Origin of the sequence: Mesorhizobium sp. B2-3-14 (genome assembly GCF_006442175.1) — a bacterium.
In the GTDB taxonomy this organism is placed as follows: Bacteria; Pseudomonadota; Alphaproteobacteria; order Rhizobiales; family Rhizobiaceae; genus Mesorhizobium; species Mesorhizobium australicum.
In genome coordinates, this window is the sequence record NZ_VFVP01000011.1 from 160,393 (window position 1) to 184,333 (window position 23,941).

The following is a 23,941-nucleotide window of genomic DNA, read 5'->3' on the forward strand; positions in this document are numbered from 1 at the left end:
CGAGAAAAAGCCTTGCGGCAGTTTGTCCGCGGCAAGACGGCATTGACCGAAATCAAGGCTTCCGGTGTCCAATGCAATCATTGTCGCGCCATGCAAAGTGGAGCGGGTAGAGACATGCGGCCGGAATTGCTTGCCAGACTTGCTGAGAACGTGCCGCGCTATACGAGCTACCCGACCGCGCCGCACTTCCACCCGGGCGTCGGTGCCCTTGTCTATCGAAGCTGGCTGGAAGCGCTTGAGAACGGTGATGAGATTTCACTCTATCTGCATATTCCTTACTGCGACAGGCTCTGCTGGTTCTGTGCCTGTCACACCAAGCAGACACGTCACTATGAACCGGTGACGGCCTATCTCCGCTCGTTGCATGCCGAGATCGCCACCATTGCCCGTATTGTCGGCGGCAAGGCGGGCGTGCGCGCCGTCCACTTCGGTGGCGGCTCTCCGACGATGCTGAAGCCCGAGGACATGGTTATGCTGGGTGAAGCATTGCGTGCGAACTTCGATTTCCTTCCGGACGCCAAGATCAGCGTCGAAATCGATCCCAATGATATGGATGATGCTCGGCTCGATGCGCTTGCCGAGATCGGCATGACCCGGGCAAGCCTCGGCGTTCAGGATTTTGACCCGAAGGTGCAAAAGGCAATTAACCGCGAGCAGAGCTTTTTGCAGACCAAAGCGGTGGTGGACGGCGTTCGTTCGCGCGGCGTCGCTTCGGTCAATCTGGACCTGCTCTACGGCTTGCCACACCAAACCAGGGAGAGCGTCTCCTCCACCGTCGCGCAGGCGTTGACCCTGGAGCCGGATCGGATGGCATTGTTTGGCTACGCGCACGTGCCCTGGTTCAAGAAGCATCAGACGATGATCGACGAGGCATGGTTGCCGGGTCCGGCGGAGCGGTTTGCTCAATCACAACTGGCCGCTTGTCTTATGCTGAACGCGGGATATGAAGCCGTCGGCTTCGACCATTTCGCCAGGCCCAACGATGCGTTGGCCGTAGCGGCCCGAACCGGGTGCCTGCGCCGCAATTTCCAAGGCTACACGGAGGATCGCTGCGAAACATTGATCGGCCTGGGACCATCATCCATCAGTCAATTTCGCCAAGGATATGCGCAGAACATGCCGTCGACCGCGGAGTATGGACGCATGGTGTCGGACGGTGGATTGGCGGCTGTGCGCGGTATCGCGCTTTCCGACGACGACGGCGTTCGCGGTTGGATCATCGAGAGGCTGATGTGTGATTTTGCGTTCTCGGCGATCGAACTGGTGGAGCGCTTTGGCGCAGCTGGCCAAAGGCTTCTGCTCAAGGCAAGCTCCACCGCCCTGCGTGATCCCGAGGGGTTGCTTGAACTTGATGGTGACCGCTTCGTCGTGCCGGTGGAAAGTCGCCCCTTTGTCAGAAGCGTCGCGGCGAAATTCGACAAATATCTCGAAACCGGCAAAGCCAGGCATTCGGTAGCGGTGTGAACATCGGCCCGGTCAGAAGTGTTCGCCAGCCTTGAACGGGCCGATGCGGGTGCCTGCCGCGATCAGATAGGCGGTCGACCAACCGTGCCACCAAGTATCTCATCGCATGCGTGACGGCGATCAGACCAAACGGGTGGATCAAGACCGTTAGACTTATGACGACGGTGCCGATGAGCAGATTGAAGATCATCGTCGGAACGTAAAGATCGATACGGCGCCTTCCTTGCTCGAAATCAAAACCGGCATGTTTTCGCCTATACGGCGCAGATCGTCGACCGGGTCAGGAACCGCTTCTCCCGTCTATTGTCGAGGAAGAACATACCGCCGCGACCAGGCACCACGTCGATGATAAGATCGGTATGCTTCCAGGCCTCGAGTTGCGATGCCCCGATGTAGAACAGTGCGTCGCCGATGTGGCCAAGCAGCACGTCCTGGTCGCCGACGATGAATCCGGCCGACGGATAGCACATCGGCGAGGACCCGTCGCAGCATCCGCCGGACTGATGGAACAGCACCGGGCCATGACCGGCAACAATCTCCGCGATCAGTTCAAGGGCAGCCGGCGTCGCCGAGACTTTCGCATGCATGGTCTTTTCCGATTTCAAAATTATGGCGCGGCCGTGCCAGGACCGCGCCAATGAGCCAAAGAGTCGATCAGAAGAAGCCGAGCTTCTTGGGGGTATAGCTGACCAGCATGTTCTTGGTCTGCTGGTAGTGGTCGAGCATCATCTTGTGGGTCTCGCGGCCGATGCCGGACTGCTTGTAGCCGCCGAAGGCCGCATGCGCGGGATAGGCGTGGTAGCAGTTCGTCCAGACCCGGCCGGCCTGGATCGCACGGCCGAAGCGGTAGGCACGGTTGCCGTCACGCGTCCAGATGCCGGCGCCGAGGCCGTAGAGCGTGTCGTTGGCGATCGACAGCGCCTCGGCGTCGTCCTTGAAGGTCGTGACCGAAACAACCGGTCCAAAAATCTCCTCCTGGAAGATGCGCATCTTGTTGTGGCCCTTGAACACGGTCGGCTTGACGTAGTAGCCGCCCGCCAGATCGCCAGGGAGCACATTGCGCGCGCCGCCGGTCAGCACCTGAGCGCCTTCCTGGCGGCCGATGTCGATGTAGGACAGGATCTTTTCCATCTGCTCGGACGAGGCCTGTGCGCCGATCATCGTGGCCGGATCGAGCGGATCGCCCTGCACAATGGCCTCGACACGCTTGAGGGCACGCTCCATGAACCTGTCATAGATCGCTTCATGGATGAGGGCGCGGCTCGGGCAGGTGCAGACCTCGCCCTGGTTCAGTGCGAACATGACGAAGCCCTCGATCGCCTTGTCGAAGAAATCATCATCCTCGGCAATGACATCCTTGAAGAAGATGTTGGGCGACTTGCCGCCCAGTTCCAGCGTGACGGGGATCAGGTTCTGGCTGGCATACTGCATGATCAACCGGCCCGTCGTGGTCTCGCCGGTAAACGCGATCTTGGCAATGCGCGGCGAGGACGCGAGCGGCTTGCCGGCCTCGAGGCCGAAGCCGTTGACGATGTTCAGCACGCCCGGCGGCAGCAGGTCGCCGACAAGGTCGGCCCACAGCATGATGGCGGCCGGCGTCTGCTCGGCAGGTTTCAGGATGACGCAGTTTCCAGCGGCAATTGCAGGAGCAAGCTTCCAGCATGCCATCAGCAGCGGGAAGTTCCACGGGATGATCTGGCCGACCACGCCGAGCGGCTCATGGAAATGGTAGGCGACGGTATCGTCGTCGATCTGGGAAAGGCTGCCTTCCTGGCCGCGCAAAGCGCCGGCGAAATAGCGGAAATGGTCGATGGCAAGCGGCAGGTCGGCCGCGGTGGTTTCACGGATCGGCTTGCCGTTGTCCCAGGTTTCGGCGCACGCCAGAAGATCGAGGTTTTCCTCCATCCGGTCGGCGATGCGGTTGAGGATGAGCGACCGCTCGGCCACGCTGGTGCGTGCCCAGGTGTCCTTGGCGGCATGCGCGGCGTCGAGGGCAGCCTCGATGTCCTGAGCGTCAGAGCGGGCCACCTCGCACAGCAACCGACCATTTACCGGCGAGAAGTTTTCGAAATAGCGACCGGAGCGCGGCTCGGCCCATTTGCCGCCGATGAAATTGCCATAACGCTTGTCGAAGGGCACCCTGACCGAGCGCGAGAATTCAACCTTGTTCACATCTACCTCCCAAAGCTGACGCCGCGGAATGCGACGCGTGGAGGAGATATGCTTGCGCAGATGCTGATTGTCAGGCCGCCGAAACCAGGTCGTTCGTGCGAGTGTCGCAGAACTGAGACACTTCGGTCGCAAACTCAGTGAGAACGCCCCAACTCGAAGCGCTTCAACTTGCGATGCAGAGTCGCCCGACTGATTCCGAGCGCCTCGGCGGCCGCTGAAATGTTCCCCGAGGTATGAGCCAGGGCTCTCTGAAGCGCAGCGCGCTCGGCCCGGTCGAGGCTGCCTTCCATCCCTTCGGCGCCACTCAGCACGTCCATTGCGGCCAAGCTTCGTGTCAGCGATCCTTGGGAAATGCCCAGCGCGATCCGCGCCGGTCGCGTCGCTCCGACCACGAGATCGTCGGAGTCGATCGCGATGAGCCCGCCGAGCCCACCATTCGTTTCCGGAAGGAGAAGGACGCGCGCACGGGGAAATGCCCGGCGAAAGTTCTCCGCCTCGATTCGCTTTGCGGCGTCCGCGACCGCGACCGAGATCAGATTGGTGAACGCCTCGGTGAGATCGGCGCGACAAGACGATACGTCAAGCGCCGCTGCGAGGTTGCCTTCGTGATCGTAGATCGGCGCTGTCGTGCAGCTCAGCAGCGTATTGCGTGCATAGAAATGCTGATCACGATGGATTGTCAGCGCTCGCCGCTCGGCGAGACATGTTCCGATGCCATTGGTGCCTTCGCTCTCTTCGCCCCAGACCGAGCCCGTCCACAGTCCCCATTCCTCGAAGGTCTCGTTGTCGGAGGCAGCGCCACGGCGATCCACCGGAACTCCGTCGAGGTCGGCCAGAAGCACGCAGCACCCAACGCCGCCAACCGCGAGATAGAGCCTGTCGAGGCTGGACTGCGCCGCCACTTGCAGCGGCTCTATCCTCTGCCTGGCTCTTCTGAACTCGGCTTCCGTCAGACGCTTGGGCGATTTGCGCTCGGCGGGATCAAGCCGGTGCAGGTTCGAGGAGCGTTGCCACGAAGCGACCAATGCCGATTTTGCTGCCGCGTCGGAATTGATCGCAGCCTGGACGCGATCTTCATGATGGCCGGCCGAGTGCCCGTTCACGCTGTCCTCCCGCTCTCGAAACTTTCCCTTGTCTGTTCGGTCACATTCTTTTTCAGGGAAATGCCCGTCATGGTGAAGCTTGTTTCCCAAGTTGGTCACCGAGCTGTCAATTCGTCGAAGGAACTAGTTTGTGCCATCCGGCGGCTCGGAGACCGTCCGCGGGAGTTCCATTGGCACGCCATCGGCCGCCAACTGCACACGTCTACAGGTGATAGGAGCCGTTGATATTGATGTGCGCAAATCAGCGTCAAATCGTTGGGCTTGCCGCAAAAAAAGAGGTCGGAAAACTTGTCAAACCCGCACACGATTGTGGCGCAAGGCGATTGCGCTCCGTCGGGGCCAGTAGGTCGCGGCCGAAAGAAAGCAACGGGCCCATCCACGCTTAGCCCGCACCTCCGAAGGCCGAGGTCACAGGTTTGAATCCTGTCGGGTGCGCCAATTGTAGCATAAATAGCAGATAGTTAGCCGAGGATTATTTAGCAATTGTCCTCGCGCTTGCGCGGAAGCGCTACGGAAGCACAAGAGGGCAGTACCAATTTCGATGCACCCCTCCTGTGGAAAAAATGCCATTGGTGTCTTATTGAGGGACTGGAAGAGGCCGCTGGTGCTCGCAAGGTACTTGTTGAGGCCGCAAAGAAGGCCGGTATTCTGGTTGAACGGGATTCTTGGGTTGAGTGCCGGTCGCTTTCCATCGGGTGTCGGCATTCCGTAGTATAGACAGAGCACTGAGGTCGGACCCGTCCATGTGCAACGATTACGAGCAGCATGTCGTTTGGTCCGACTATTGCCGGATGATGGCGTCGCTTGCGCTCAAAGTCCCCGCCCACCAAACCGAACTCGATTTGCCACAAGCAGACGACGTCCGCATCAATGATCCAGCGCCGATAATGCGCGTTGCAGACGATGCCATCGAACTGGCATCGATGACGTTCGGATTTCCACCGACAGGACCAAAGGGCGGCCCGGTGTTCAACTTCCGCTCCGAAGGCCGGCAATTCGGGAATAGCCAACGCTGCCTTGTTACCGCATCAGCGTTCTTCGAATTCACAGAAACGAAATATCCGAAGGCGAAACATCGCTTCACGCTGAACGGCTCTCCATTCATGGCCGTCGCTGGGCTTTGGCGCGAAGCTGTCGGCAACAAGCCGCCCACCTTCACCATGCTGACGACCGACCCCGGGCCGGATGTTGCGCCGCACCACAATCGATAGGTCGTGGTCCTTCAGCCCGAGAACTGGGCGGCTTGGATCAACCTGACGAAGGCCGAGGCTGAGCTTTTGCGGCCGCTTCCAGCCGGCTCGCTGTCGGTGGAGACAGTTCGCCCCGAAAGCTCGTGACTCAGCTGCGCAATATCTCCGGCACGCTTAGGGGACCAAGATTGACAACCGGTGTGTATTCGCCCGTACGGCGCCAGGCGCCCCGCACCTTTCCATTCTCCCGATCCCGCCTTGGATCGAACATCAGCCCATCGAAGTGATTACGGAACGCCTGTGCAGATGCGGCATCGCCGAAGCAGTGGAGCCGATAGCTTTCATATTTGCCATTCGGCCATTTCGCCTGCACGTGCCGCGTTTGGTGCTTAAGCCCTCGTTCCTGGCAGAACTTCGCGATCATGGTGAAGTTCCGCTCGGTGCAGAGATCGTCCGGCAACGCAACCTGGTGTGGCCAGTCGCGATCGATCGCCGACGGCGTTGGTAAGCTCCGACCTGCGTTTGATCACTATTCGAAATGCATGGACTGGCCGCGCATCATTGCCAAGATCAGCGCGATTGCAGGATTTGCCGGCGGCTTTTCCATATGCAAGGAACCGTCGAAATCGCGCCATGCCGCCATGCGCAATTCATCATCGTCATCGCTGGCGAATGGGTCGAAAACATGGGCATCGCAGGGATCTCGATCAATCTCGATGGTCCAGTCCTTAAGCGCTTTGCGTGCCATCTCTTTAACCTGTGCAAGGTCACTGGTGAAGAAGGGGATGCGGTCGCCATCCTCCGAGAGCGGCTCAACCCGATCCAGCGTCGGCCGCTCGGGAACCCAACCGAGAACGAAGGCAATATCGAAATCGATGTGGCGATCCGGACCGGTCGAAATCTCCAGGCGTTTGACGACATCAGGATAAAGTTGCTTCCGCTGCGGCCAGGTGTCTGGATCCGCTTGAGCTTGCAATTTCGTGCGGGGAATGTCGATCAATTCCATGATCTGATGGTGCGGAACTTTTTCTTCCGGCCAGCCCGCACAACATGCAACCGCGGCAGCCTCGTCGGCCTCCAACCAAATTGTGGCGGCTCGGTCCTCCTCCGCGGTAGGCTTATCGTCCTCGGGAAAGCCCTTAATATCCCAGCTTTCCAACGCAAACAGGCCTTCCGCACCCTGCAAAGCCGTAATGCCGGCGCGTTCAAACACTGCTTCTGCTGCCGCGATACCGCGCGCAAGCTCCTGCGCCGTGGCGTCCTCAATGTTCAAGCGAAGTTCCATGGTTCGCCTCCTATTGGGCTAGTCAGCCAATAGTGAACAAAATGAGAACAAAGTGTCAAGAGCGCCCTTGACGAGAGAGGAATATGTTCCTTATTTCAGCGTAATCTTGAGCAGCAAACCATGGCCGGCGTCAATCGCGCTGGCCGGCGAAGCTATGGCGAAAACAGCGGAAGACAATTTTCGGATCGAGGTATGGGATCGCGAGGAGCAGGCTTTGTCCGAAACCATTTCGCGTTCCCCTGACTCGACAGTGAGTCAGGCAGCCTGGCAAGCCGCCATCCGGCGCCGGCCGGGCATGTTGCTGATCCACTACAACAGTCGGCATGTGATGGAGAAAATCCTGACACCAGGCGAAGTGAAGATCGCACCGCAGGCCATCATCGACGGCAGCGTTCACGCCGGTCTCGATATTGCGCTCGGAGATCTTCGCGAATGGCATGTGTTGCGGGCCTGGTGCAGATCCTGTTCGAACCATGCAACGGTAAAGCCTGCCGGGCTCATCGAACGCTATGGAAAAGGCGCTCTGTTCAGTTCAGTCGAGCGCGCGCTTTTCTGCACGAGTTGTGACAGGGGCGGGCCTGTCAGGCTGGAAATTCACAAGCTGCCACGCAATTGAGGCGAGCCGAAACGGTGCAAGACTGGCGGACCGCCGCGGACGGGGACAGTCGGTCCCGCGTCCCGTCCTGCGGCCGGCGCTATGCTGACGCTCCTACGGCTGTCCCGTTTACCGCCCGCGGCGGGGGCGAATTTCCTCCGTCCTCCGCGCGACACCCGTCCACCGTTGCGGACGCGCGAAGGACTGCGGCTTATACGCCGTTCTTGCTTGAACGCCGGCAGTCGCCGGCGTGGAGATAGAGGGAGGCGAAGCGCATCGTCTGGAAAGACAGGAGAGAAAAATGCTGTGACTGCCTACGCATTCCCGTCGGCTTCGCTCTCCTCGTCGATGGTGCGCACGCCGCGCCTCGGAGCGGCCATCTCAAGCTGTGCGTCTGAAATGGGATCGGAAGGAGAAGAATCGAAGCGATGGTGGGTTGGCGGCAGCCATCGCGGCATTGCTGGTGGGTTGGCAGCGTATGGTGCGCTGCACGACGACTTCGCGCTACCCGTTGGGTATCTCGACGGGCGAGATTTCCATTTTCATCGCGCGGCGGCCTGGCTGATGTTCGCCGGGTTCGCTTGCCAAGCTGCAGCTATCTTGGTCGCGGTCGATGCTGTTCCTGAAAATGATGAGCCTAGTGTGAAGAGTGTCCGCTCAGGGGCCGTGTATGGACGGCTCTCCGTTGGCAAGGGATTCTTTGAGCGTTGCCGTTGCTGGTTGGTGCGGCCATGTATCCGACCTGTAGGTGCGGCCTATCATGTGCCGCTGGCCATAATGCCATTCGCGCGTCTCAGGTCCCGATCGTAAGCTCGCACTCGAGGTGCACGGCCCCAGTGGGTTTTCCTGATCCGGCGGTATCAACCGGCTTTGTGCATTAGCTCCTGTCCGCCCTTTCCAACCTCGTCAGCGATCGCTCGCCTTATCTTGTTCTATGCGATGACCGGGTCCCTGTAGCGCTCGCCGTTCGTCATCAGTGCCCAGACCATCCGGGCGGTCTTGTTGGCCAACGCAACCGCCGCAACCTTGGCTGTTCGCCGCGCCATCAACTGCACGAGCCATGGCCCTCCTGGTACCGTTGCGCTCGGCATAGCGGATGACCGCCATCGCACCCACCACGAGCAACTGCCGCAAGTAGCGATTGCCGGCCTTGGAGATACTGCCGAGCCTCTCCTTTCCCCCGCTCGAGTTCTGCTTCGGCACGAGTCCGATCCATGCCGATAGACAGCGCCCCGACTTGAACGCATGCGCATCGGCGACCGTAGCCACGAATGCACTCGCCAGCAGCGGGCCGACGCCTGGGATCTCCATCAACCTGCGACCAAGCTCGGTCTCACGCGCATTCGCCCGAACCCTACGATCGTTCTCGAGTATCTGTTTCTTCACGACCCCGAGCTGCGCTCAAGCATGCCAAGGCATAGCCGCGCGTCAGCTGGTATCCTGGCCTCGTTCTCGTCGTTGACGACCACGAGCAGTTGCTCAATCCCATTCCGCCCGATCGGCGCTACGATCCCGAACTCGGATAGGTGTGCCCGCAACGCGTTCGATATCTGCGTGCGCTGGCGGTTGAGCATCAACCGGACCCGGTGCAGCATCATCACACTTTGCTGCTCGGGTGATTTCACAGGCACGAAGCGCATGGTCGGCCGAGTGACCGCCTCGCAGATCGCCTCTGCATCTGCGGCATCATTCTTCTGCCGCTTCAGATAAGGCTTCACATATTGTGCCGGCAGTAATCTCACATCATGGCCACGTGCAGTCAGTTCTCTCGCCCAATAATGCGACGAGCTGCAGGCTTCGATACCGACCAGGCAACGTGGCAGGCTCTCGAAGAATGCCATCACGCGCCCACGCGTCAGCTTCCTGCGAACGACAACCTCACTCGCCGCATCCACCCCGTGGATTTGAAACACTGACTTCGCAATATCCAGACCAATCGTCGTAACGTTGCCCATTATAGATCTCCTCCAGCTTCTGGCCCAACGATCATACCGCAGGGCGGGAGGAGAGCCGTCCACCGCATCACAAGCGGACTGACAGCTACCAGGAGGAGATCATCTAAAGCTGGCATCCCGCTGTCCAACTCATCTCGTCCGGAAGGGCGATTTGATGCGATCACTATCTAGAAAGCCGAATGCCAGCCTTCGCGACTTATATTAGTCCTGACGGGGAAGTGGCCTTCACGCGCTGGGCTCACATCGGGACTCAGGGCCGTCGAATAAATGCCGGGGTTCCAGGCACCGGATTGAGCTTCACGCGAAAGCTTGGGTGCAAGCGCCCGAAGGCGTTAGCCGAAAATATCGACGAGATGCCGTCACCTCGCCAAAGCTTTTTTGTCCGAGGCGCTGTCGGCGCATTTCGAGTGGCGACGCGGCGTTGATACTTGTTCTCGTCGCAGGGTTGCTCAACCGCTAACGGGCAACCGTATTCGCGCCCGTCGTCCCACAGATATTCTATCGATATCCAGGCGTGAAAGTAACGATGTTTCTCGAAATCAAGGAGATTCACCAAGCGCACGGCAATTTTTGATGCAAAGACCGGTGTTGAGTGGCAAGGTGCACTGGGGATATAGGGAGGCGGGGAGCCTGATGTACGCAAGTATGAGCCAGAAGCTGGCCAGCTATGGCCAGTGGACATACCGTGGCGCGTGGGCACTGGAGATCATAGCTTCAATCATTGGCCTTGCCACGGGTCTTGTATTGGGCGTCCAAGCCTTCGAAGCAAGTCAGTCTGCAACCGCGATGGACCTCATTCTGGCCAGTGCGCCGTTCTTCATCGTCTCGATCGCAGAGCTTACGAAGATTCCGATAGCCACCCTTTTGTACAGCGCCTCCTGGTTATGGAAGCCGTTTATCCTGGTGTTTCTTCTTCTTTTGGCCGGTATCACTTTTGAGACGGTCTTACTGGGCCTGGAGCGAGCCGGCACCCTTCGCGAACTGCAATATGAGGAGCTGGCCGATGGGATCGACACGCTTAACAGAGAGAGCGCGAAGCTGACCGCCTCCGATCAGACCGCGCAGCAGACTGACCAGGTCGCGAAGGCAAGGGCGGATCTGGAAGAGGTGAGTGCGCTTGCCGACAAAGCTCGCAAGGAGATTCAAGACCGCATCGCCGATGTCGATTCGGAACTCCAGGCTGCCACTGTGTTGACGCCGGAGGCGGCCAGAGCAAGAGAACAGGTTCGCGAGAGCGAGCAAAGGCGAGCGGACTTGATTGCCGAACGAGACGGCAAAGTTAAGCAGGCCGTAGAGGAATTTGAAAGACAGAGGGACAGTTTCGTCCAGCGGATCAAAGACGCTCGAGAATCTGGCGATGCTGCGTCCGTGAAGCACTGGGAAGACGAGATCGGAAAACTTGCCAATCCTCGCACCAAGATGGAAGCGAAATACGAACCGCAAATCGTCGCCATAGATCAAGAGATCGCGGCCGCCCGAACAGAGTTCGACCGCTTGAGGGCCGAAAGCCCCGAGATGACCACCGACCAGAAGCAGGTGCTTCAAAACCGGCGAAGTGACCTCGAAAAGTCGCTGGACGCCACGGCCGCGGATTGGGAGCAGCGCCTCAACCAGGCGCGGAGTACGTTGGCTGCCGCCCAATCGGCGGAGGCCTCCCAGGATAAGGTATTGGCTGCAAATCAGGCGCGGCGCGACGAAATTGCGAGCCAATTGGGCGAACTTGAAAAGAAGCGGATCCCGCTCGCTCGAACAGACCAGATTCGACGCATCGCAGCTCGCTGGTACGGCGAAAAGCCGGAGGAAGTAAGCGAGGCCCAAGCAGGAAAGGTTGCGGCAATCTGGTTCGGCTCGCTCGCCGTAATTGCCGGATTGGCCGGTCCGATCACTGCCATGGTGGCTCTCGGCTTGCAGAGAATTGCAGCACAGGCCGAAGACCGCTCTGAGAGCCGGCTGTCGAGACTGATCAGACGAGTGCTATTAAGATGGCGCTGGCGCCGTGTTCGCACCGTTAAGGTCCCTTTTGAAGTGGTTGTCGACAGGGAGGTCGAGAAACGGGTTGAGGTTCCCGTCGAGAAGGTCGTGAAAGAAATCCTCTATGTGCCGGTTTTGACCGACGATCCTGATGCTCTTCGAAAGGCGCTGAACGAGGATTTGCCTGCGGAGGTCGCCGATCTCGTCAAGGTGTCTGCAAAGGGTGGTCGCAAACGTGCTGATCCGGCATAACACGGCCCTTTTTGAGCGGGCTGTTGATCTGGTCGTCAAACAGGCGGCCATCCCGACGCTGCAGGCTGAGGCTGCAGCGCATGACAAGATAGCCCGCGCAAACGCCTTCAGGAGGATGATGACGGGCGGTGCGATCGCGATCGCTGCTGTTGGTATCGGTTACGGGGCGGCGCTGTTCTTCGGGCGAGACCACCAGCTGCCTCCCGTCGTCGACACAACGCAAACCGAAAAACGCGACGACAGGATACCAACAACGGAGAAATTACCCCAGGACAGTAAGACGGAGCGGACGGAAGCGCCTGCCCCCGAAGTGACTCCCAAACCGGACACGACAACTCCGACTCAGGCTCCAAAACCACCTGACGTCGTAACCGCGGACTTCAACAAGTTCCTCACTCGAGAAATCGACTGGCAGGGTTCGCATTGGTCCTTGGTTTCTGGCCATCATTTCAATGACGAACACGATGCGACTTGGGACCATGCCTGGTGTTACACACGCCGGCTTGTTAATGGCGTCGATGTAAATGTGGACCTGGTGAACCGGGCCTCCCCAACGGCGCGGCCGCAGGCGCCGGTGTCGCCTTCGATGACTCTCGCGTCCATCGGTGTGAATGACGCATCAGCTTTGGAACTCGCTTCGGAATGCGTATGGCTCGACAAAAGCAGCTTCAGCGCCAATGACTACGAGGCCCCAGCGGGCCGAGCCGAGGCGGCCAACAAACTCGTTGCCCAGGATGGCTGGGATGCGATGGGCTCCGACCTCCCGAGTATGCCGCTATGGAATGTATCATTCGACCAATGTCAGACCCAATGCGAGGGCGACAATCGCTGCGCTGCCATCACATACGACAAAAAGCACTCTGCATGTTTCATGAAAGGGGACGCATCTGTTTTGGTGAAGGATCCAGATGCCACCATGGCAGCCAAGCAGGTTGTTGGGGGTAAACTTCAATACTCCAGTCTCGTTTTCTACAAGAACACCGTTGTGGTGGGTGAGTCCTATTCGAACGTCCCTAGCGCATATGCCGATTGTGTCATGGCATGTGCGATGGATCAGAAATGCTTGGGCTTCAATTTCGATTCCCCGAACAAGATGTGTTCAATGCTGGATCGGGTAGACTCGCTGGCCCTGTTTAAGGGGGTGGCTTCGGGGAGCAAGACAGCGGGGAATTGATGACCGTTAGGCGACCACACCCTAGGGCGCCGGCGCGGCCTCTGTTGGCTTGTGCGGGCGGCGTCGCCTATTCCTCTTGGGGAGTGAGGGCGTGGACAAATCCCGATACGACAATCGGTCCGACCAATGGCGCAAACGCAGAGGCGCACAACGACGACGTGCACGTCTGCTGGCGAGCATTCCGAAGCGGCTGGTGTTCGTGACGATAGCGGCGATTGCCGCCTACGTGACGCAGTTCGTCCTGCAGCACAGTGAAGACGCACCCGACCTGAATGTTTCCCACTGGATTGGACGTTCACCGGACCCGATCGCCGGGATTGCTTCGGTGATCGACGGCGACACGATCGAGATTCACGGACAGCGCATCCGCTTCAACGGCATTGACGCGCCCGAGACCGCGCAGCAGTGTGACGACTCCAAGGGCTTTCGATATCAGTGCGGCGTCAAGTCGGCCGTTGCCCTCGTTACGTTCCTGACCCTCTCCAGGCCCACGCACTGCACATTCGTCTCTTGGGACCGCTACGGCCGCTATGTAGGCGACTGCTACCGTACAGACGGCAAGAGCGTGGCCGGCTGGCTGGTCGAGAATGGCTTGGCGTTGGATTGGCCCAAATATAGTCACGGGGCCTATGCAGGGCAACAGGCGAAGGCCAAAGCGGCAAAGATCGGTCTGTGGGCTGGCGCATTTCAGGCGCCTTGGGAATGGCGGGCAGAGCACAGAGACGGCGTTAAGCCATCTAGCAGCCAACCGCTCGGTATTATCGGCGGCCCTCAGGTGGCGCAGAGCTACTTCTGCCAGCCGCGCCGAACCTGCCCGCAGATCAGCTCCTGCGACGAGGCGAACTGGTATCTGGCCAACTGCCCCTGGGGCGGGAAACTCGACCGCGACAAGGATGGCATTCCGTGCGAGAGCCTATGCTGAGATATGTGTAGGGTCGCCGACGAGAGCACACGAGACTTTTGGGAATCGTTGAGCCTACGGCCTCCCCTGGCATATGTTTTTTGAATAAAGCCATCCTTCGATATTCAAACTCTGAATTTGAAGTATAATGGCTTGGGTGGAGATTTCCGGCCAAGTGGGGCTGCACGGCGCAGAGCAGTTTACAATTGAGATTCCGCAGAACTTTCGCAGTTTTGTGGATGGTGCATTAGTTCGTGTCCAAGCTCAATATCCATCCCTTCGCTTTGTCGTATCGGCTGATCGACGTCGCTTGCATCTCTTCGAATGATTTGGACGACGTGCGCAAAAGCGTGCTCCATGCCGTCTACCGAGAGAAGATCTACGTTGAGACACTGCCACTTCGGCAAGCCTTGATCGAAGCGGTGACTGCGAAATGACCGTATGGCCACTCAAGTTTCGCGAGTGTGGCGGCGGCGAATTTCTCTTAACCGACCATGCCGGCGGGTTCTTCCTCAGCGATCAGTCATTTCTCGAACGGTATGTCGGCAACAATCTAACGTCGGCCGATCAGACTTTTCTCCGTGAAAATGGCCATTCCTTCGAACGGGAAGGCGACCCCGACTGGACGGCATTTTCCTTTCGATGGGCTCGACGCCAATCAAAGAGCAGCAGGAACTTTCGTACGTTATCCTCGTGCCAACGCTACGCTGCAATTTGACGTGCGGCTACTGTCAGGTTTCCCGAGCGCCGGAAACAGCACGAGGTTTCGACTGGAGGGACGAGACGCTGAACGCGGCTCTCGGCTTATCGGAGAAATGAAAGGGCCACGGATTAAGGTCGAGTTTCAAGGCGGCGAACCTTTGCTGCGTGTTGATCTGCTTGAATAGATACGCTCATTCACCCGGGCGACGTTTCCGGGCAGCCAGTTTGTGGTCTGCACAAATCTGCAACGCCTGGGCGATCGAGAATGGGCTTACCCAGAGCAAGCCGATACCTTCGTCAGCACCTCGCTCGACGGAGATCGAGATACCCATCAGCGCCAGCGCACCCACGATGATCCGACAACCGACACGTTCTTCAAAAACCTCGCCGAAGCCGTGCGTCGTCTTGGACCGGGTAAGGTATCCGCGCTTCCGACGATCGACGTTGATGAGCCGCCGGATTTCGAGGAGCTAGTCGGCAATTTCGAGCGCTACGGGATGCAATCGATCTATCTCAGGCCGATAAACCACCAAGGATTTGCTCGCCGCCGAAGAAGCGATCCGCATTCGATAGCCAAGTGGAATACGCTTCATTCCAGCTTCATCGACTACCTGATTGATCGCAACCACCGCACTGGTCGTTACGTCGAGGAATATTCTTTCAGCCACTGCCTAAGGAGATTCCTCAGATCGGGGGTTGACGATCATGTCGATCTTCGCAATCCCAACTTCTTCGCTTCGGACTACATAGTCATTGATCATGACGGGCAGCTTTACCCGACAGACGAGGCAAGGATGCTTTCGCGTATAGGGTACGTCGATCTGTCAATCGGCACGGTGACGGCCGGCATCGACCAGGCAAAGATCGGGTTGCTCAATAGTGCCTCGCTCAACACCTTTGATCAGGACTGCATCCACTGCGTCTATCAGCCCTTCTGCGGGACAGACGTTGTAGACGATCTGTCGAGGGTCGGACGAATTGACCTCGTTCGCACCGATACTGGTTCTGCCAGCGACATCTGCGCCTCTTCGACAAGGTTGTGGAGGTTATCAGTCGGCGGGATGAAGCCGCGCTTCGATCGGTCGCCAAATGGACCCGTGTGCCCTCGTGGGGGGATCACATGATCCCTGTGCATACATGATCCCTGTGCATACATGATCCCGCTCCGGCTCAAGATCGAGACTGACGTTGTAGATCCATATGTGGTTCGGCTGCGGTCGTGCGAAGGAATGCCTGAGCCGCTGGGCAACGTCAGTTGTCTGGATGCAGTATTGGAAACCGCCGACGGCGAAAAGGCGCTCTTTACGGGGGCGGCAGGCAGCCTTCACCTGTTTGGGGTCGATCCATCCGAGGTGGACGGTGATGTTGTGTTTGTCGTGCCATCCCGCAAAACGGCACATCGGCTAATCCGGGCGAACTCTCGCCACAACACACTTTTGAGCCCCGAACGCTGCGACCAGCTGTGCGTGATGTGCTCGCAGCCACCGAAAAAGCAGCACGTCGACATGTTTCTTTTTTTCGAGACGGCCGTGCTTCTGACGCCGGAGGATTCAATCATTGGCCTGTCAGGTGGAGAGCCGACGCTTTTCAAATCGGAGCTATTCCACTTCTTGCGAAAGACGATGGAGCAGCGGCGTGACATCAACTTTCACATCCTGACCAACGCGCAGCATTTTGAACGCGATGATCTCGCTAGGCTCCGTGATTTGGATTTAAGCCGAATCCTTTGGGGGGTTCCCGTCTACTCGAGCGACAGCGCGACCCACGATCATGTCGTCGGAAAGCCAGGAGCCTTCAATCAGGTAAGGAACAACCTTTCTATCCTTTGCGAGGCTGGGGCAAAAATCGAGTTGCGAACCGTACTTATGAAGCCCAACGCACCCGGGCTGCTGGACCTAGCCAGGTTCGTGACGGTTGCCCTGCCATTCATCGACACGTGGGCAATCATGCAGCTCGAAAATATCGGCTATGCTCGCAAGGACTGGGATTCTCTGTTTTTCGATAGTTCCTTGGGCTTCGACTTGGTGAGCAAGGCGCTGGATTTATCGATCAGCCGTGGCATCGACACCAAGCTCTACAATTTCCCGCTGTGCACTGTTCCTCCTGACTATCGCGCATTCGCACCATCCACGATTTCGGATTGGAAACGGGCTTGAGGAAGCGAACGAAAATCGAGGACATCCGGCGTGTCGAACTGGTCGCGGCCGCGCACCGTGTGTTCCTCGTGCATGGGCTGCAAGGTATGACTTCGGCCCGCATATGCCGTGAAGCCGGCATGTCGCCGGGCATCCTGGCTTATTATTTCAAAGGCAAGGACGAGGTTCTCTTCGGGATAGTGCGGCACAACAATCGGATCCTGATGGAGGACGTCGTCGCGAAATTGAGGGCAGCGAAGACACCCTGGCAGCGGTTCATCGCCGTGGTCGAGGGAAACTTCCCCGAGAATGCATTCGAACCGAACGTGGCGAAGGCTTGGCTGTCCGTCTGCGCGGCGGCTGCCAGCAGTTCTCAATTCGCGCTTTTGCAGGCGATCTTCTATCGGCGCCTGAAGTCAAACCCGAGTTCGGCGTTCGCGGGTGTGCTTGATCCCACGAGCCTGCGCGCAGCTTCGTTGGCGGTCGGTGCGCTGATTGACGGCATGTGGCTCCGCAAGGCTGCGGGTGACGACGTTTCCCGCGATCAGGCCATCGAGATAATCGTGGCGCATATCAAAGGCACTTTGACCGGCGAGGCGCTGGAATGGCTCACCAGTGCCGAAGGTTGAACTAGTTTCGGTCAAGGTCGTCCAAGCGGGGATAAATCTTTGCGCCGCACTTCCCGTCTCCAGGCATCGGGTCCATCGAGAAAGATGGCGATCACTTCAAATGGGTGCCCAGAGACAAGCCCAAGTAGGCATGCCATCAGAACGACATAGCCATATTCCTTGGCGACTTCGCCACCGGCCGTCATCGAAAGTTTCGTGGCACCTTTGCTGGCTTAAGTCCAGGAGATGATGTCATCACGAAGCGGTGACGACTGTAACGAACACTGGGCGGGCTGCGAAGGTTGGGTATGAGCGGCAAGCGTTTGCGGCTCGCCTCGCTCGAAGTTTCGATGCGAGTTGGATTCAACTCAGCTGTCCTCCCAAGGAACCCACAATCATGATCAACAGGCGTACTTTCTCGACCGCGCTTGCCGCTGGAATGGCAACAACCCTGCTGGCCGGCGCCGAGAAGGCCCGAGCGCAGACAGGCTCCAAAATTCGCAATGTCGTCCTGGTGCATGGCGCGTATGCCGATGGCTCGTGCTGGTCGGAGGTAATTGGCATTCTTCAGAAGGCCGGCCTCAACGCAACCGCCGTCCAACATCCGCTGACCACTCTGGAGGCCGGTGTCGAGGCAACGCGGCGCGCGATCGCGCTTCAGGACGGACCAACCGTGCTTGTCGCACATTCCTTTGCCGGCATGATCGTCACCGAGGCAGGGGTGGATCCGAAGATCGCTTCACTCGTCTACGTCGCGGCGCGTGCACCCGACGCCGGCGAAGACTATACCGCACTCGCCAAGACTTTCGCGGCGCCGCCGGCCTCTGCCGGCCTCGTCTGGTCCGGAGGCTATGGCAAGCTCAACGAGGAGGCTTTCCTGCGGGATTTCGCCGGCGGTATTCCTCGCGAGAAGGCGCGCATTCTTTATGCCGCCCAAGCACCGATTTCAGACAAGCTTTTCACCGGAAAGACGACACAGGCGGCCTGGCGCTCGAAGCCGAGCTGGTACGCCGTCTCGGCCCAGGATCGCACGATCAACCCGGATCTCGAGCGCTTCATGGCCAAGCGCATGAACGCAAAGACCATCGAAGTGAAGGCAAGCCACTTGTCGCTGATTTCTCATCCGCACGAGATTGCCCAGCTCATCCTGGAAGCTGCGGGGCGGCAAAGCGCCTGACGCGGCTTCGGATTGAGGGCGGCGCGCAAGCCGCCGCCTCCGCGGTGCGTCCCAGTCAGTCAAGCGAACTGGCGGGACCTGTTCGCTAACGCCGAGACGCGATTCATCACGTCCCTGCGATTGGCCGGTTCACACCTTAGAAAGACGACGGCCAGTCGTTTGTTGCCAGAGAAGCCACAAAAATGGAGCCAATGATGTTTCAAAGCGACGATGGTAGCGAAATGGGCGACTTCCGGAGTCGAAAACGGAAACTCTCCCACGAGCCCAACCGGCAAAGGCGTTGGGTCCGGAGCCTTCCGGATTGTAACGCCCGCACATCGTTCGGAGCGTGTCGGCTGCGATCTCGATATGGTCTGACGGCTTTGGCCCCGTGATCCGCAATCTCCCGCGGCTGCCAGGGCGTGCAAGGCTGGCCAGCAGCGTCCACGAGCCAGGAGGCGGCGGTATCTCTCCACGCCTCGAAATCCAATTGTGGCGCTGCGATCCCCTGCAAATCCGGGGTGGCGAGCGACGGATCGCTCTTCCAGAAGAAGGTCGCTTCTCCGCCGCTGTTGCGAAGCGGGAGCGGCGTCCGATATTCAAAAACGCAGGGAACCGCGATGTGGTCCTGAAAATTGCGCCCAACGCCCGGGAGATGCTGCACCACCTCGATGCCGGCCGCGGTCAGGTCGCGCTCATCGCCGATACCCGATTGCATCAGCACCTTGGGCGTGTTGATGGCACCGAGCGAAAGAACTGTCTCGCAGCGTGCCAAGGTCCGATGGATAACGCCCTCGTGGACAAACGCCACCCCGACGGCGCTTTTACCCTCCAGGAGGACGCGCGTCACCAAGGCGCCGGTGAGCACGGTGAGGTTCTGCCGGTCCATATAGGGGTAGATATAGGTGCGAAAGACCGACTGGCGGCGGCCGTCGCGGATGCGGAGATTGAACAGGGCGGCACCGCCGTTGCCTTCCATCATTTGGCCGTTGTGGTCGTCGAAGGTCGGAATGCCGACGGTTCTGGCGGCGTCCACTACCGCCGGCGCCACAGGATGCGGATCACGCGCCGGCTCGACATGGACGAGACCGCCCTTGCCCTGCCGCAAGGGGTCCGGCACCCCTTGCCAGTCCTCGATGCCGCGAAAGATGCCGAGAACGGCATCGTAGCCCCAACCCGGATCGCCGGCTTGTTTGGCGAAATAGTCCCAGTCGTTCCGGTGCCCGCGCGCCCAATTAGTGACGTTGACGCTCGAGCCGCCGCCCAGCACCTTGCCCATGGAGAGCGGCAGCCGACGGCCGTTGAGCAATGGATTGGGCAAGGCTTCAAATCCCCAATCACGTCTCGTGCCGAAATTGGCCGGCCATTGTCCCGGGTCCCAGACGCGTTGCACGTCATCGGTCCCGCCGGCCTCGAGCAACAGCACCGAGGCGTCGCCGGTCTCCGCGAGACGGCGCGCCACCACCCATCCCGATGATCCTGATCCGCAAACGATGAAATCGTAGGACGGTCGGATATCGGCCGCGAGTTGGCGCTGGTTGGCGTGGATACGAACATCGAGCTCGGATGTTGCGGTGGTTCTTCCCGACGTCATGCTGGATCTCCGTGTGGGCGGGTGTGCGCGGACATTTTTGAGAATGGCGGCACGAGCTTCGCCGCCCTCCAGGTAGGGCCGAGATTCCGAATGATCGAGATCGGCGTCCGATCGTGCACTATTTCGCCAGGTGCGCTGGCTGCTGTTCCGGCAGACGGCCGTGTTGAACAGCCGCGTAAAGGATCTCTCCGCGACTTAGGCCGATGTCCGCAAGCAGGCGGTCGTCCAATTGCAGCAGTTTCATGATGTCGCGCCGGATCTGACGCCGATGCCTGAACCAAGCCGCAAATTGTCTGACTGGTTTCAGCAGACCCGCCCCCCAAGAGGAGATGCTGGGATCCGGCCCTGTTGAACCAATGCGGGGGTGACGCGTCTCCGAGGAGACGCTTGCGTCAAACATTCGGCGTCCACGGTCCCTGACCGGGAGCGCGGCAATGTGCAAGCCGGATGGTATATCACTTGCGCATGCTGGCGCCGCCGTGCCTGACGCCCCAGCCCAACCTAAGCGAGCCCCAGCCTTGAGAAAACGATTGGAACAAAAAGGGATCAAACGCATTCCCTAGGCTACGACAGGAGATTGCAATGGAAGACTTGCGCGCAAAAACCGATGCAAACGTCGAGAAAGATCCCGACCAATGGGTGAGTGGTGACGACCCGATGACGCCGTCCCAGGCCTCCTATCTGAAAACCCTGTGTGAGCAGGCTGAGGATCAGGAAAGCTTTGCAGACAACCTCAGCAAGGCAGAGGCGTCTAAGCGCATAGATGCACTGAGGGCAAAGCTGAAACTTTAAGCACCGGCTCGGGCGCTCTATCGTTACCAAACTTGACCTTCCGTCTCGCGCGATGGAGCGGTCGCGATTGCCAAGCCGTTCCTGATATTGCTGGCAATTGCGGGAACTTTTGGCAGGGCGAGACCTTCTCCATGTTCGAAACCACAGGAGGAACGAGTGGCCAATCTAGGAAGACTTGCGATCGCTATGCTGGGGGTTTTGGCTTATCAAAACCGCGACAAGATCGCGGAGGCGATCCGCGGAGCGGGAGAGCGCGATCCCACTAATCCGCAAGGCGGGATACTGGACCAGGTGTCGAAGGGCCTATCCGGCACCGCGCTGGGCGATATTCTTGACCGCTTTAGAAATGCAGGTGCCGGGTCGAAGGTGGACTCCTGGGTTGGCACTGGGCCGAACCAGCCGATCGAGCCGCACGAGGTGGAAACGGCGATTGACGCTCAGACACTGGAAGCACTTTCCCGCCAGACCGGCCTCTCGCGCGAGGAGCTGATTGCAAGGGTTACCAGGGATTTGCCCGATGCGGTTAACCAGATGACCCCCGACGGCACCCTCCCAGCAGACCACCGAACAAAAGTCCCAGACCAGCCCAACCTGCTCGACGACGTGCCTTCCCGGCCGAGACAAAGCTAATTCCAGATGACGGAAGCGGACTGGAGAGGTGCGAAACCGAGGAGATTGGATCGAGCGAGCAATGGCAGCCGGAAAGTAGGGACAAGCGAAACGCCTATTGTGGATCGCCAGACTGCGAGGGCAATCGCCGAGCTCGACCTCTTGGCAGTGTTGCTTGATTCGCGCTGGCGAATCCCGGGAACGCCAATTCGGTTCGGACTGGATGCTCTGGTAGGCCTGGTGCCTGTGCTGGGAGATACAGCAACCGGTTGATCTCGGCTTACATTGTGCTGCGAGCCCGCAAATGCGGCGCTGGGAAGCTGTTGGTTGCTCGGATGTTGGCCAATGTGCTGTTTGATACCGTCTTGGGAAGCGTGCCCGTCCTCGGATCGGTCTTCGATATTTACTACAAGTCGAACAACCGCAACATCCGCCTGCTTCGTGGCCATCTAAGCCGTCAGGTTGCTGAACGGTAGTTCGCAGGGCATCACCCATGCGGCGTTCGCGACCGGGAAGCGGCCGGTGTTGGCCGGAGACGATGCCGTTGCCGCCAACTTGGAATGTTTCATCCAGCCGCACTCTCGGAACTGGCTGCGGAATCTGCGCCACCTTTGTCGATGTGGGTTCAATGAGTTCGGCAAAATCGGTGAAGACCGATCTTTGTTGCGCCGCTGGCAAATCTGCGCAGCGATCAGGTGATCGGTAAGGTCGATTCCGACAAAGACAGCCAGCGCTTTGCTGAGGTGATCGGAGCTATGCCGCTTTTGCGCCCGATGCCTAGGAACCATGAACCGACCTGCTGGTTTGGACAGCACGCCGGGTGGTCGGCGTGGCAGTTAATGGAGAAACCCAATGACACGAGCATTCACGACTACAGTATTGGCGGCCGCGTTCGCTATGCTCGCCCCGTCCGCCTTTGCGCAATCGGCGGATGTTCCCAAGCCCGCATCACCAGCCCAGGATCGGACGGCGGACGAAGCCGGACAGAACCAGCAAGCAATGCGTCAAATGATGCGCGAGATGATGGATGAGATGCTGCAGGAAAAAACAGCAAAGGATCGAGACCCCGAGGCAGATTGGCGACACAGGGGCCCAAGGCTTCAGGACGACGAGATGAGCGATCGTGATACGGGACGTATGAAGCACGGCCGCAGGGCGGGAGCCGATATGATGCAGGGTGCCAAAATGAGGATCACGTTCGCCATCATGGACACCGACGGTGATGGTACACTGTCGCGGACGGAGGTTCAGGATTTCATTGGGCGAATTTTCAACGCTGTCGACGAGGACGGCGATGAAAGCGTCGACATGCAGGAACTCCAATCCTTTTTCCGTCCCGGAGAAGACCAGGACCGACGTTAGCACCGACAGGTTGTACCTCGGCCTGCTCGACGTCTGAAGCTAGGGCCCACAGGAGATGGCTCGGAGCACGGTATTTGGCTCCCCACCGTCTCATGCTCCGCCGATACTCGGTAGGATCAACGGGGTAAAGACCTGCGCAGAGCTCGCACGAGGCTGGACGGCTGTGCCCGTCGACGACCATAGGTCAAGCATTCCAAAGAAGTGGCTCTAGGCAAGCATTGCGAGGTTTAGGGGCAAAGATGCATCTGGTCCAGATTCTGCTACCTCGCGCCGACAACGCAGGAAAGCCCTTCGCCAAGCAAGAGTTTGACCGTGTGAAGGAGGAGCTCGCGCTCCGCTTCGACGGTGTCACCGCGTATTTGCGCGCGCCTGCGGAAGGTGTGTGGAGGCAGGAAGCAGACGAGATCGTCATCTTCGAGGTTATGACTCACGAAGTCGATCTGCCCGATTGGCAAAGGCGGCGTTCGGAATTGGAGCGGCGGTTCCGCCAAAAGCAGGTTGTGATTCGGTATCTGCCGATGGCTTTGGTCTAGCGCCTGCGGCAATGGTGTGGCCCAGACGATGACCGAGTGCATGCCGCTTCACGTCTGAGGTATACTGCAAGGCAGCTTCGGACTCAGTGCGCCAAACCGCTGATTCAAACTCAGTCAACGGTGGCTCGGCTGTCCTCAAAGGACGATGGCTAGCTGACGGTCTGCACTTCCTGACGGCCACTTTGACAAGATAAACGCCTAGCTCATGCGAGCGGTGCGCATATCGTCAACGACGTCTGGGGTCTGCAGCGCGAGCCAGACATTGCGCGGTGGCGGCCGATACCGGCGCCGGGCTCGTCATCATGCATACCGGACGGGATCGCGACAAGCTGCCCGATGTGATCGCCGACCAGCTGGCGTTCCTGGGAAAATCGCTTGAGATCGGGCG

General features: G+C 59.1%; 20 protein-coding genes and 3 pseudogenes. 15 read left to right on the plus strand and 8 right to left on the minus strand.

What is annotated here, in order from left to right; all coding sequences use genetic code 11:
• Positions 1 to 114: 114 nt before the first annotated feature.
• Positions 115 to 1,464: an oxygen-independent coproporphyrinogen III oxidase gene (gene hemN / locus FJ950_RS24485; protein ID WP_140619250.1), complete on the plus strand. Its 1,350-nt coding sequence runs from the start codon at positions 115 to 117 to the stop codon at positions 1,462 to 1,464.
• A gap of 254 nt (positions 1,465 to 1,718) precedes the next feature.
• On the opposite strand, the gene FJ950_RS24490 is transcribed toward hemN, so the two are convergent.
• From FJ950_RS24490 to FJ950_RS24500, 3 genes are all read right to left on the minus strand, one after another.
• Positions 1,719 to 2,051, minus strand: a complete 333-nt coding sequence (locus tag FJ950_RS24490) for a DUF779 domain-containing protein (RefSeq protein ID WP_140619252.1) — start codon at positions 2,049 to 2,051, stop codon at positions 1,719 to 1,721.
• A 67-nt stretch (positions 2,052 to 2,118) separates the two neighbouring features.
• On the minus strand, positions 2,119 to 3,636 hold the full coding sequence (gene adh, locus FJ950_RS24495) for an aldehyde dehydrogenase (protein ID WP_140619254.1): 1,518 nt from the start codon (positions 3,634 to 3,636) through the stop codon (positions 2,119 to 2,121).
• A 134-nt stretch (positions 3,637 to 3,770) separates the two neighbouring features.
• The gene (locus FJ950_RS24500) at positions 3,771 to 4,739 is read right to left on the minus strand and encodes a helix-turn-helix domain-containing protein (protein WP_140619313.1); all 969 of its coding nucleotides are present in this window, start codon (positions 4,737 to 4,739) and stop codon (positions 3,771 to 3,773) included.
• Positions 4,740 to 5,482: 743 nt separating this feature from the next.
• Between FJ950_RS24500 and FJ950_RS24505 the strand changes: the two are divergent.
• Positions 5,483 to 6,076, plus strand: a pseudogene (locus FJ950_RS24505) (SOS response-associated peptidase family protein).
• A 1-nt stretch (position 6,077) separates the two neighbouring features.
• On the opposite strand, the gene FJ950_RS24510 reads toward FJ950_RS24505, so the two are convergent.
• Complete coding sequence (locus FJ950_RS24510; protein ID WP_140619255.1) at positions 6,078 to 6,353, minus strand: hypothetical protein; 276 nt, start codon at positions 6,351 to 6,353, stop codon at positions 6,078 to 6,080.
• Between the two features lie 105 nt (positions 6,354 to 6,458).
• Positions 6,459 to 7,214: a hypothetical protein gene (locus FJ950_RS24515; RefSeq protein WP_140619257.1), complete on the minus strand. Its 756-nt coding sequence runs from the start codon at positions 7,212 to 7,214 to the stop codon at positions 6,459 to 6,461.
• Positions 7,215 to 7,281: 67 nt separating this feature from the next.
• On the opposite strand from FJ950_RS24515, the gene FJ950_RS24520 reads away from it, so the two are divergent.
• Positions 7,282 to 7,830 carry a hypothetical protein gene (locus tag FJ950_RS24520; RefSeq protein WP_246677762.1) on the plus strand — a complete coding sequence of 183 codons (549 nt, stop codon included), beginning with the start codon at positions 7,282 to 7,284 and terminating at the stop codon, positions 7,828 to 7,830.
• A gap of 911 nt (positions 7,831 to 8,741) precedes the next feature.
• Here the strand turns inward: FJ950_RS24520 and FJ950_RS24525 are convergent.
• Positions 8,742 to 9,764, minus strand: a pseudogene (locus tag FJ950_RS24525) (IS110 family transposase).
• Between the two features lie 645 nt (positions 9,765 to 10,409).
• Here FJ950_RS24525 and FJ950_RS24530 point away from each other — a divergent pair.
• The 7 genes from FJ950_RS24530 to FJ950_RS24565 all read left to right on the plus strand — a co-directional run bounded on the left by FJ950_RS24530 (position 10,410) and on the right by FJ950_RS24565 (position 18,684).
• Complete coding sequence (locus FJ950_RS24530; protein WP_140619259.1) at positions 10,410 to 11,987, plus strand: hypothetical protein; 1,578 nt, start codon at positions 10,410 to 10,412, stop codon at positions 11,985 to 11,987.
• Positions 11,959 to 13,161 (plus strand): PAN domain-containing protein, encoded by a 1,203-nt coding sequence (locus FJ950_RS24535; RefSeq protein ID WP_140619261.1) that lies wholly within the window; start codon positions 11,959 to 11,961, stop codon positions 13,159 to 13,161. Before FJ950_RS24530 ends, FJ950_RS24535 begins: the two co-directional genes overlap by 29 nt.
• 91 nt (positions 13,162 to 13,252) lie before the next feature.
• Positions 13,253 to 14,083 (plus strand): thermonuclease family protein, encoded by an 831-nt coding sequence (locus tag FJ950_RS24540; RefSeq protein ID WP_246677763.1) that lies wholly within the window; start codon positions 13,253 to 13,255, stop codon positions 14,081 to 14,083.
• Positions 14,084 to 14,991: 908 nt separating this feature from the next.
• Positions 14,992 to 15,888 (plus strand): hypothetical protein, encoded by an 897-nt coding sequence (locus FJ950_RS29920; protein ID WP_246677764.1) that lies wholly within the window; start codon positions 14,992 to 14,994, stop codon positions 15,886 to 15,888.
• A 105-nt stretch (positions 15,889 to 15,993) separates the two neighbouring features.
• The gene (locus tag FJ950_RS24550; protein WP_140619262.1) at positions 15,994 to 16,920 is read left to right on the plus strand and encodes a radical SAM protein; all 927 of its coding nucleotides are present in this window, start codon (positions 15,994 to 15,996) and stop codon (positions 16,918 to 16,920) included.
• The gene (betI, locus tag FJ950_RS24555; RefSeq protein ID WP_181166433.1) at positions 16,917 to 17,528 is read left to right on the plus strand and encodes a transcriptional regulator BetI; all 612 of its coding nucleotides are present in this window, start codon (positions 16,917 to 16,919) and stop codon (positions 17,526 to 17,528) included. Before FJ950_RS24550 ends, betI begins: the two co-directional genes overlap by 4 nt.
• A 373-nt stretch (positions 17,529 to 17,901) precedes the next feature.
• Positions 17,902 to 18,684 carry an alpha/beta hydrolase gene (locus FJ950_RS24565; RefSeq protein ID WP_140619319.1) on the plus strand — a complete coding sequence of 261 codons (783 nt, stop codon included), beginning with the start codon at positions 17,902 to 17,904 and terminating at the stop codon, positions 18,682 to 18,684.
• Between the two features lie 199 nt (positions 18,685 to 18,883).
• Here the strand turns inward: FJ950_RS24565 and FJ950_RS24570 are convergent, their stop codons facing one another.
• Together FJ950_RS24570 and FJ950_RS30210 are read right to left on the minus strand one after the other, a co-directional pair.
• The gene (locus tag FJ950_RS24570) at positions 18,884 to 20,257 is read right to left on the minus strand and encodes a GMC family oxidoreductase N-terminal domain-containing protein (RefSeq protein ID WP_210241258.1); all 1,374 of its coding nucleotides are present in this window, start codon (positions 20,255 to 20,257) and stop codon (positions 18,884 to 18,886) included.
• A gap of 118 nt (positions 20,258 to 20,375) precedes the next feature.
• Positions 20,376 to 20,813, minus strand: a complete 438-nt coding sequence (locus FJ950_RS30210) for a DUF1127 domain-containing protein (protein WP_348641177.1) — start codon at positions 20,811 to 20,813, stop codon at positions 20,376 to 20,378.
• Positions 20,814 to 20,839: 26 nt separating this feature from the next.
• On the opposite strand from FJ950_RS30210, the gene FJ950_RS24580 reads away from it, so the two are divergent.
• The 5 genes and pseudogenes from FJ950_RS24580 to FJ950_RS29930 form a co-directional block, all read left to right on the plus strand.
• A complete protein-coding gene (locus tag FJ950_RS24580) occupies positions 20,840 to 21,049 on the plus strand; it encodes a DUF3072 domain-containing protein (RefSeq protein ID WP_140619266.1) in 210 nt (69 codons plus the stop codon).
• 156 nt (positions 21,050 to 21,205) lie between these two features.
• On the plus strand, positions 21,206 to 21,679 hold the full coding sequence (locus FJ950_RS24585; protein ID WP_140619268.1) for a YidB family protein: 474 nt from the start codon (positions 21,206 to 21,208) through the stop codon (positions 21,677 to 21,679).
• A gap of 831 nt (positions 21,680 to 22,510) precedes the next feature.
• Positions 22,511 to 23,020, plus strand: coding sequence for an EF-hand domain-containing protein (locus tag FJ950_RS24595; RefSeq protein WP_140619270.1), 510 nt, complete (start codon positions 22,511 to 22,513; stop codon positions 23,018 to 23,020).
• Between the two features lie 239 nt (positions 23,021 to 23,259).
• Positions 23,260 to 23,553: a hypothetical protein gene (locus FJ950_RS24600; RefSeq protein WP_140619272.1), complete on the plus strand. Its 294-nt coding sequence runs from the start codon at positions 23,260 to 23,262 to the stop codon at positions 23,551 to 23,553.
• A gap of 195 nt (positions 23,554 to 23,748) precedes the next feature.
• Positions 23,749 to 23,941: pseudogene (locus tag FJ950_RS29930) on the plus strand (dihydropteroate synthase); the annotation flags it as partial.

Excerpts from the sequence above, each read along its gene's own strand:
- hemN (WP_140619250.1), top strand. The coding sequence starts at position 115 with ATGCGGCCGGAATTGCTTGCCAGACTTGCTGAGAACGTGCCGCGCTAT.
- FJ950_RS24490 (WP_140619252.1), bottom strand. The coding sequence starts at position 2,051 with ATGCATGCGAAAGTCTCGGCGACGCCGGCTGCCCTTGAACTGATCGCG.
- FJ950_RS24510 (WP_140619255.1), bottom strand. The coding sequence starts at position 6,353 with ATGATCGCGAAGTTCTGCCAGGAACGAGGGCTTAAGCACCAAACGCGG.
- FJ950_RS24515 (WP_140619257.1), bottom strand. The coding sequence starts at position 7,214 with ATGGAACTTCGCTTGAACATTGAGGACGCCACGGCGCAGGAGCTTGCG.
- FJ950_RS24530 (WP_140619259.1), top strand. The coding sequence starts at position 10,410 with ATGAGCCAGAAGCTGGCCAGCTATGGCCAGTGGACATACCGTGGCGCG.
- FJ950_RS24550 (WP_140619262.1), top strand. The coding sequence starts at position 15,994 with ATGCCTGAGCCGCTGGGCAACGTCAGTTGTCTGGATGCAGTATTGGAA.
- FJ950_RS24570 (WP_210241258.1), bottom strand. The coding sequence starts at position 20,257 with ATGACGTCGGGAAGAACCACCGCAACATCCGAGCTCGATGTTCGTATC.
- FJ950_RS30210 (WP_348641177.1), bottom strand. The coding sequence starts at position 20,813 with ATGCGTTTGATCCCTTTTTGTTCCAATCGTTTTCTCAAGGCTGGGGCT.
- FJ950_RS24580 (WP_140619266.1), top strand. The coding sequence starts at position 20,840 with ATGGAAGACTTGCGCGCAAAAACCGATGCAAACGTCGAGAAAGATCCC.
- FJ950_RS24595 (WP_140619270.1), top strand. The coding sequence starts at position 22,511 with ATGACACGAGCATTCACGACTACAGTATTGGCGGCCGCGTTCGCTATG.
- FJ950_RS24600 (WP_140619272.1), top strand. The coding sequence starts at position 23,260 with ATGCATCTGGTCCAGATTCTGCTACCTCGCGCCGACAACGCAGGAAAG.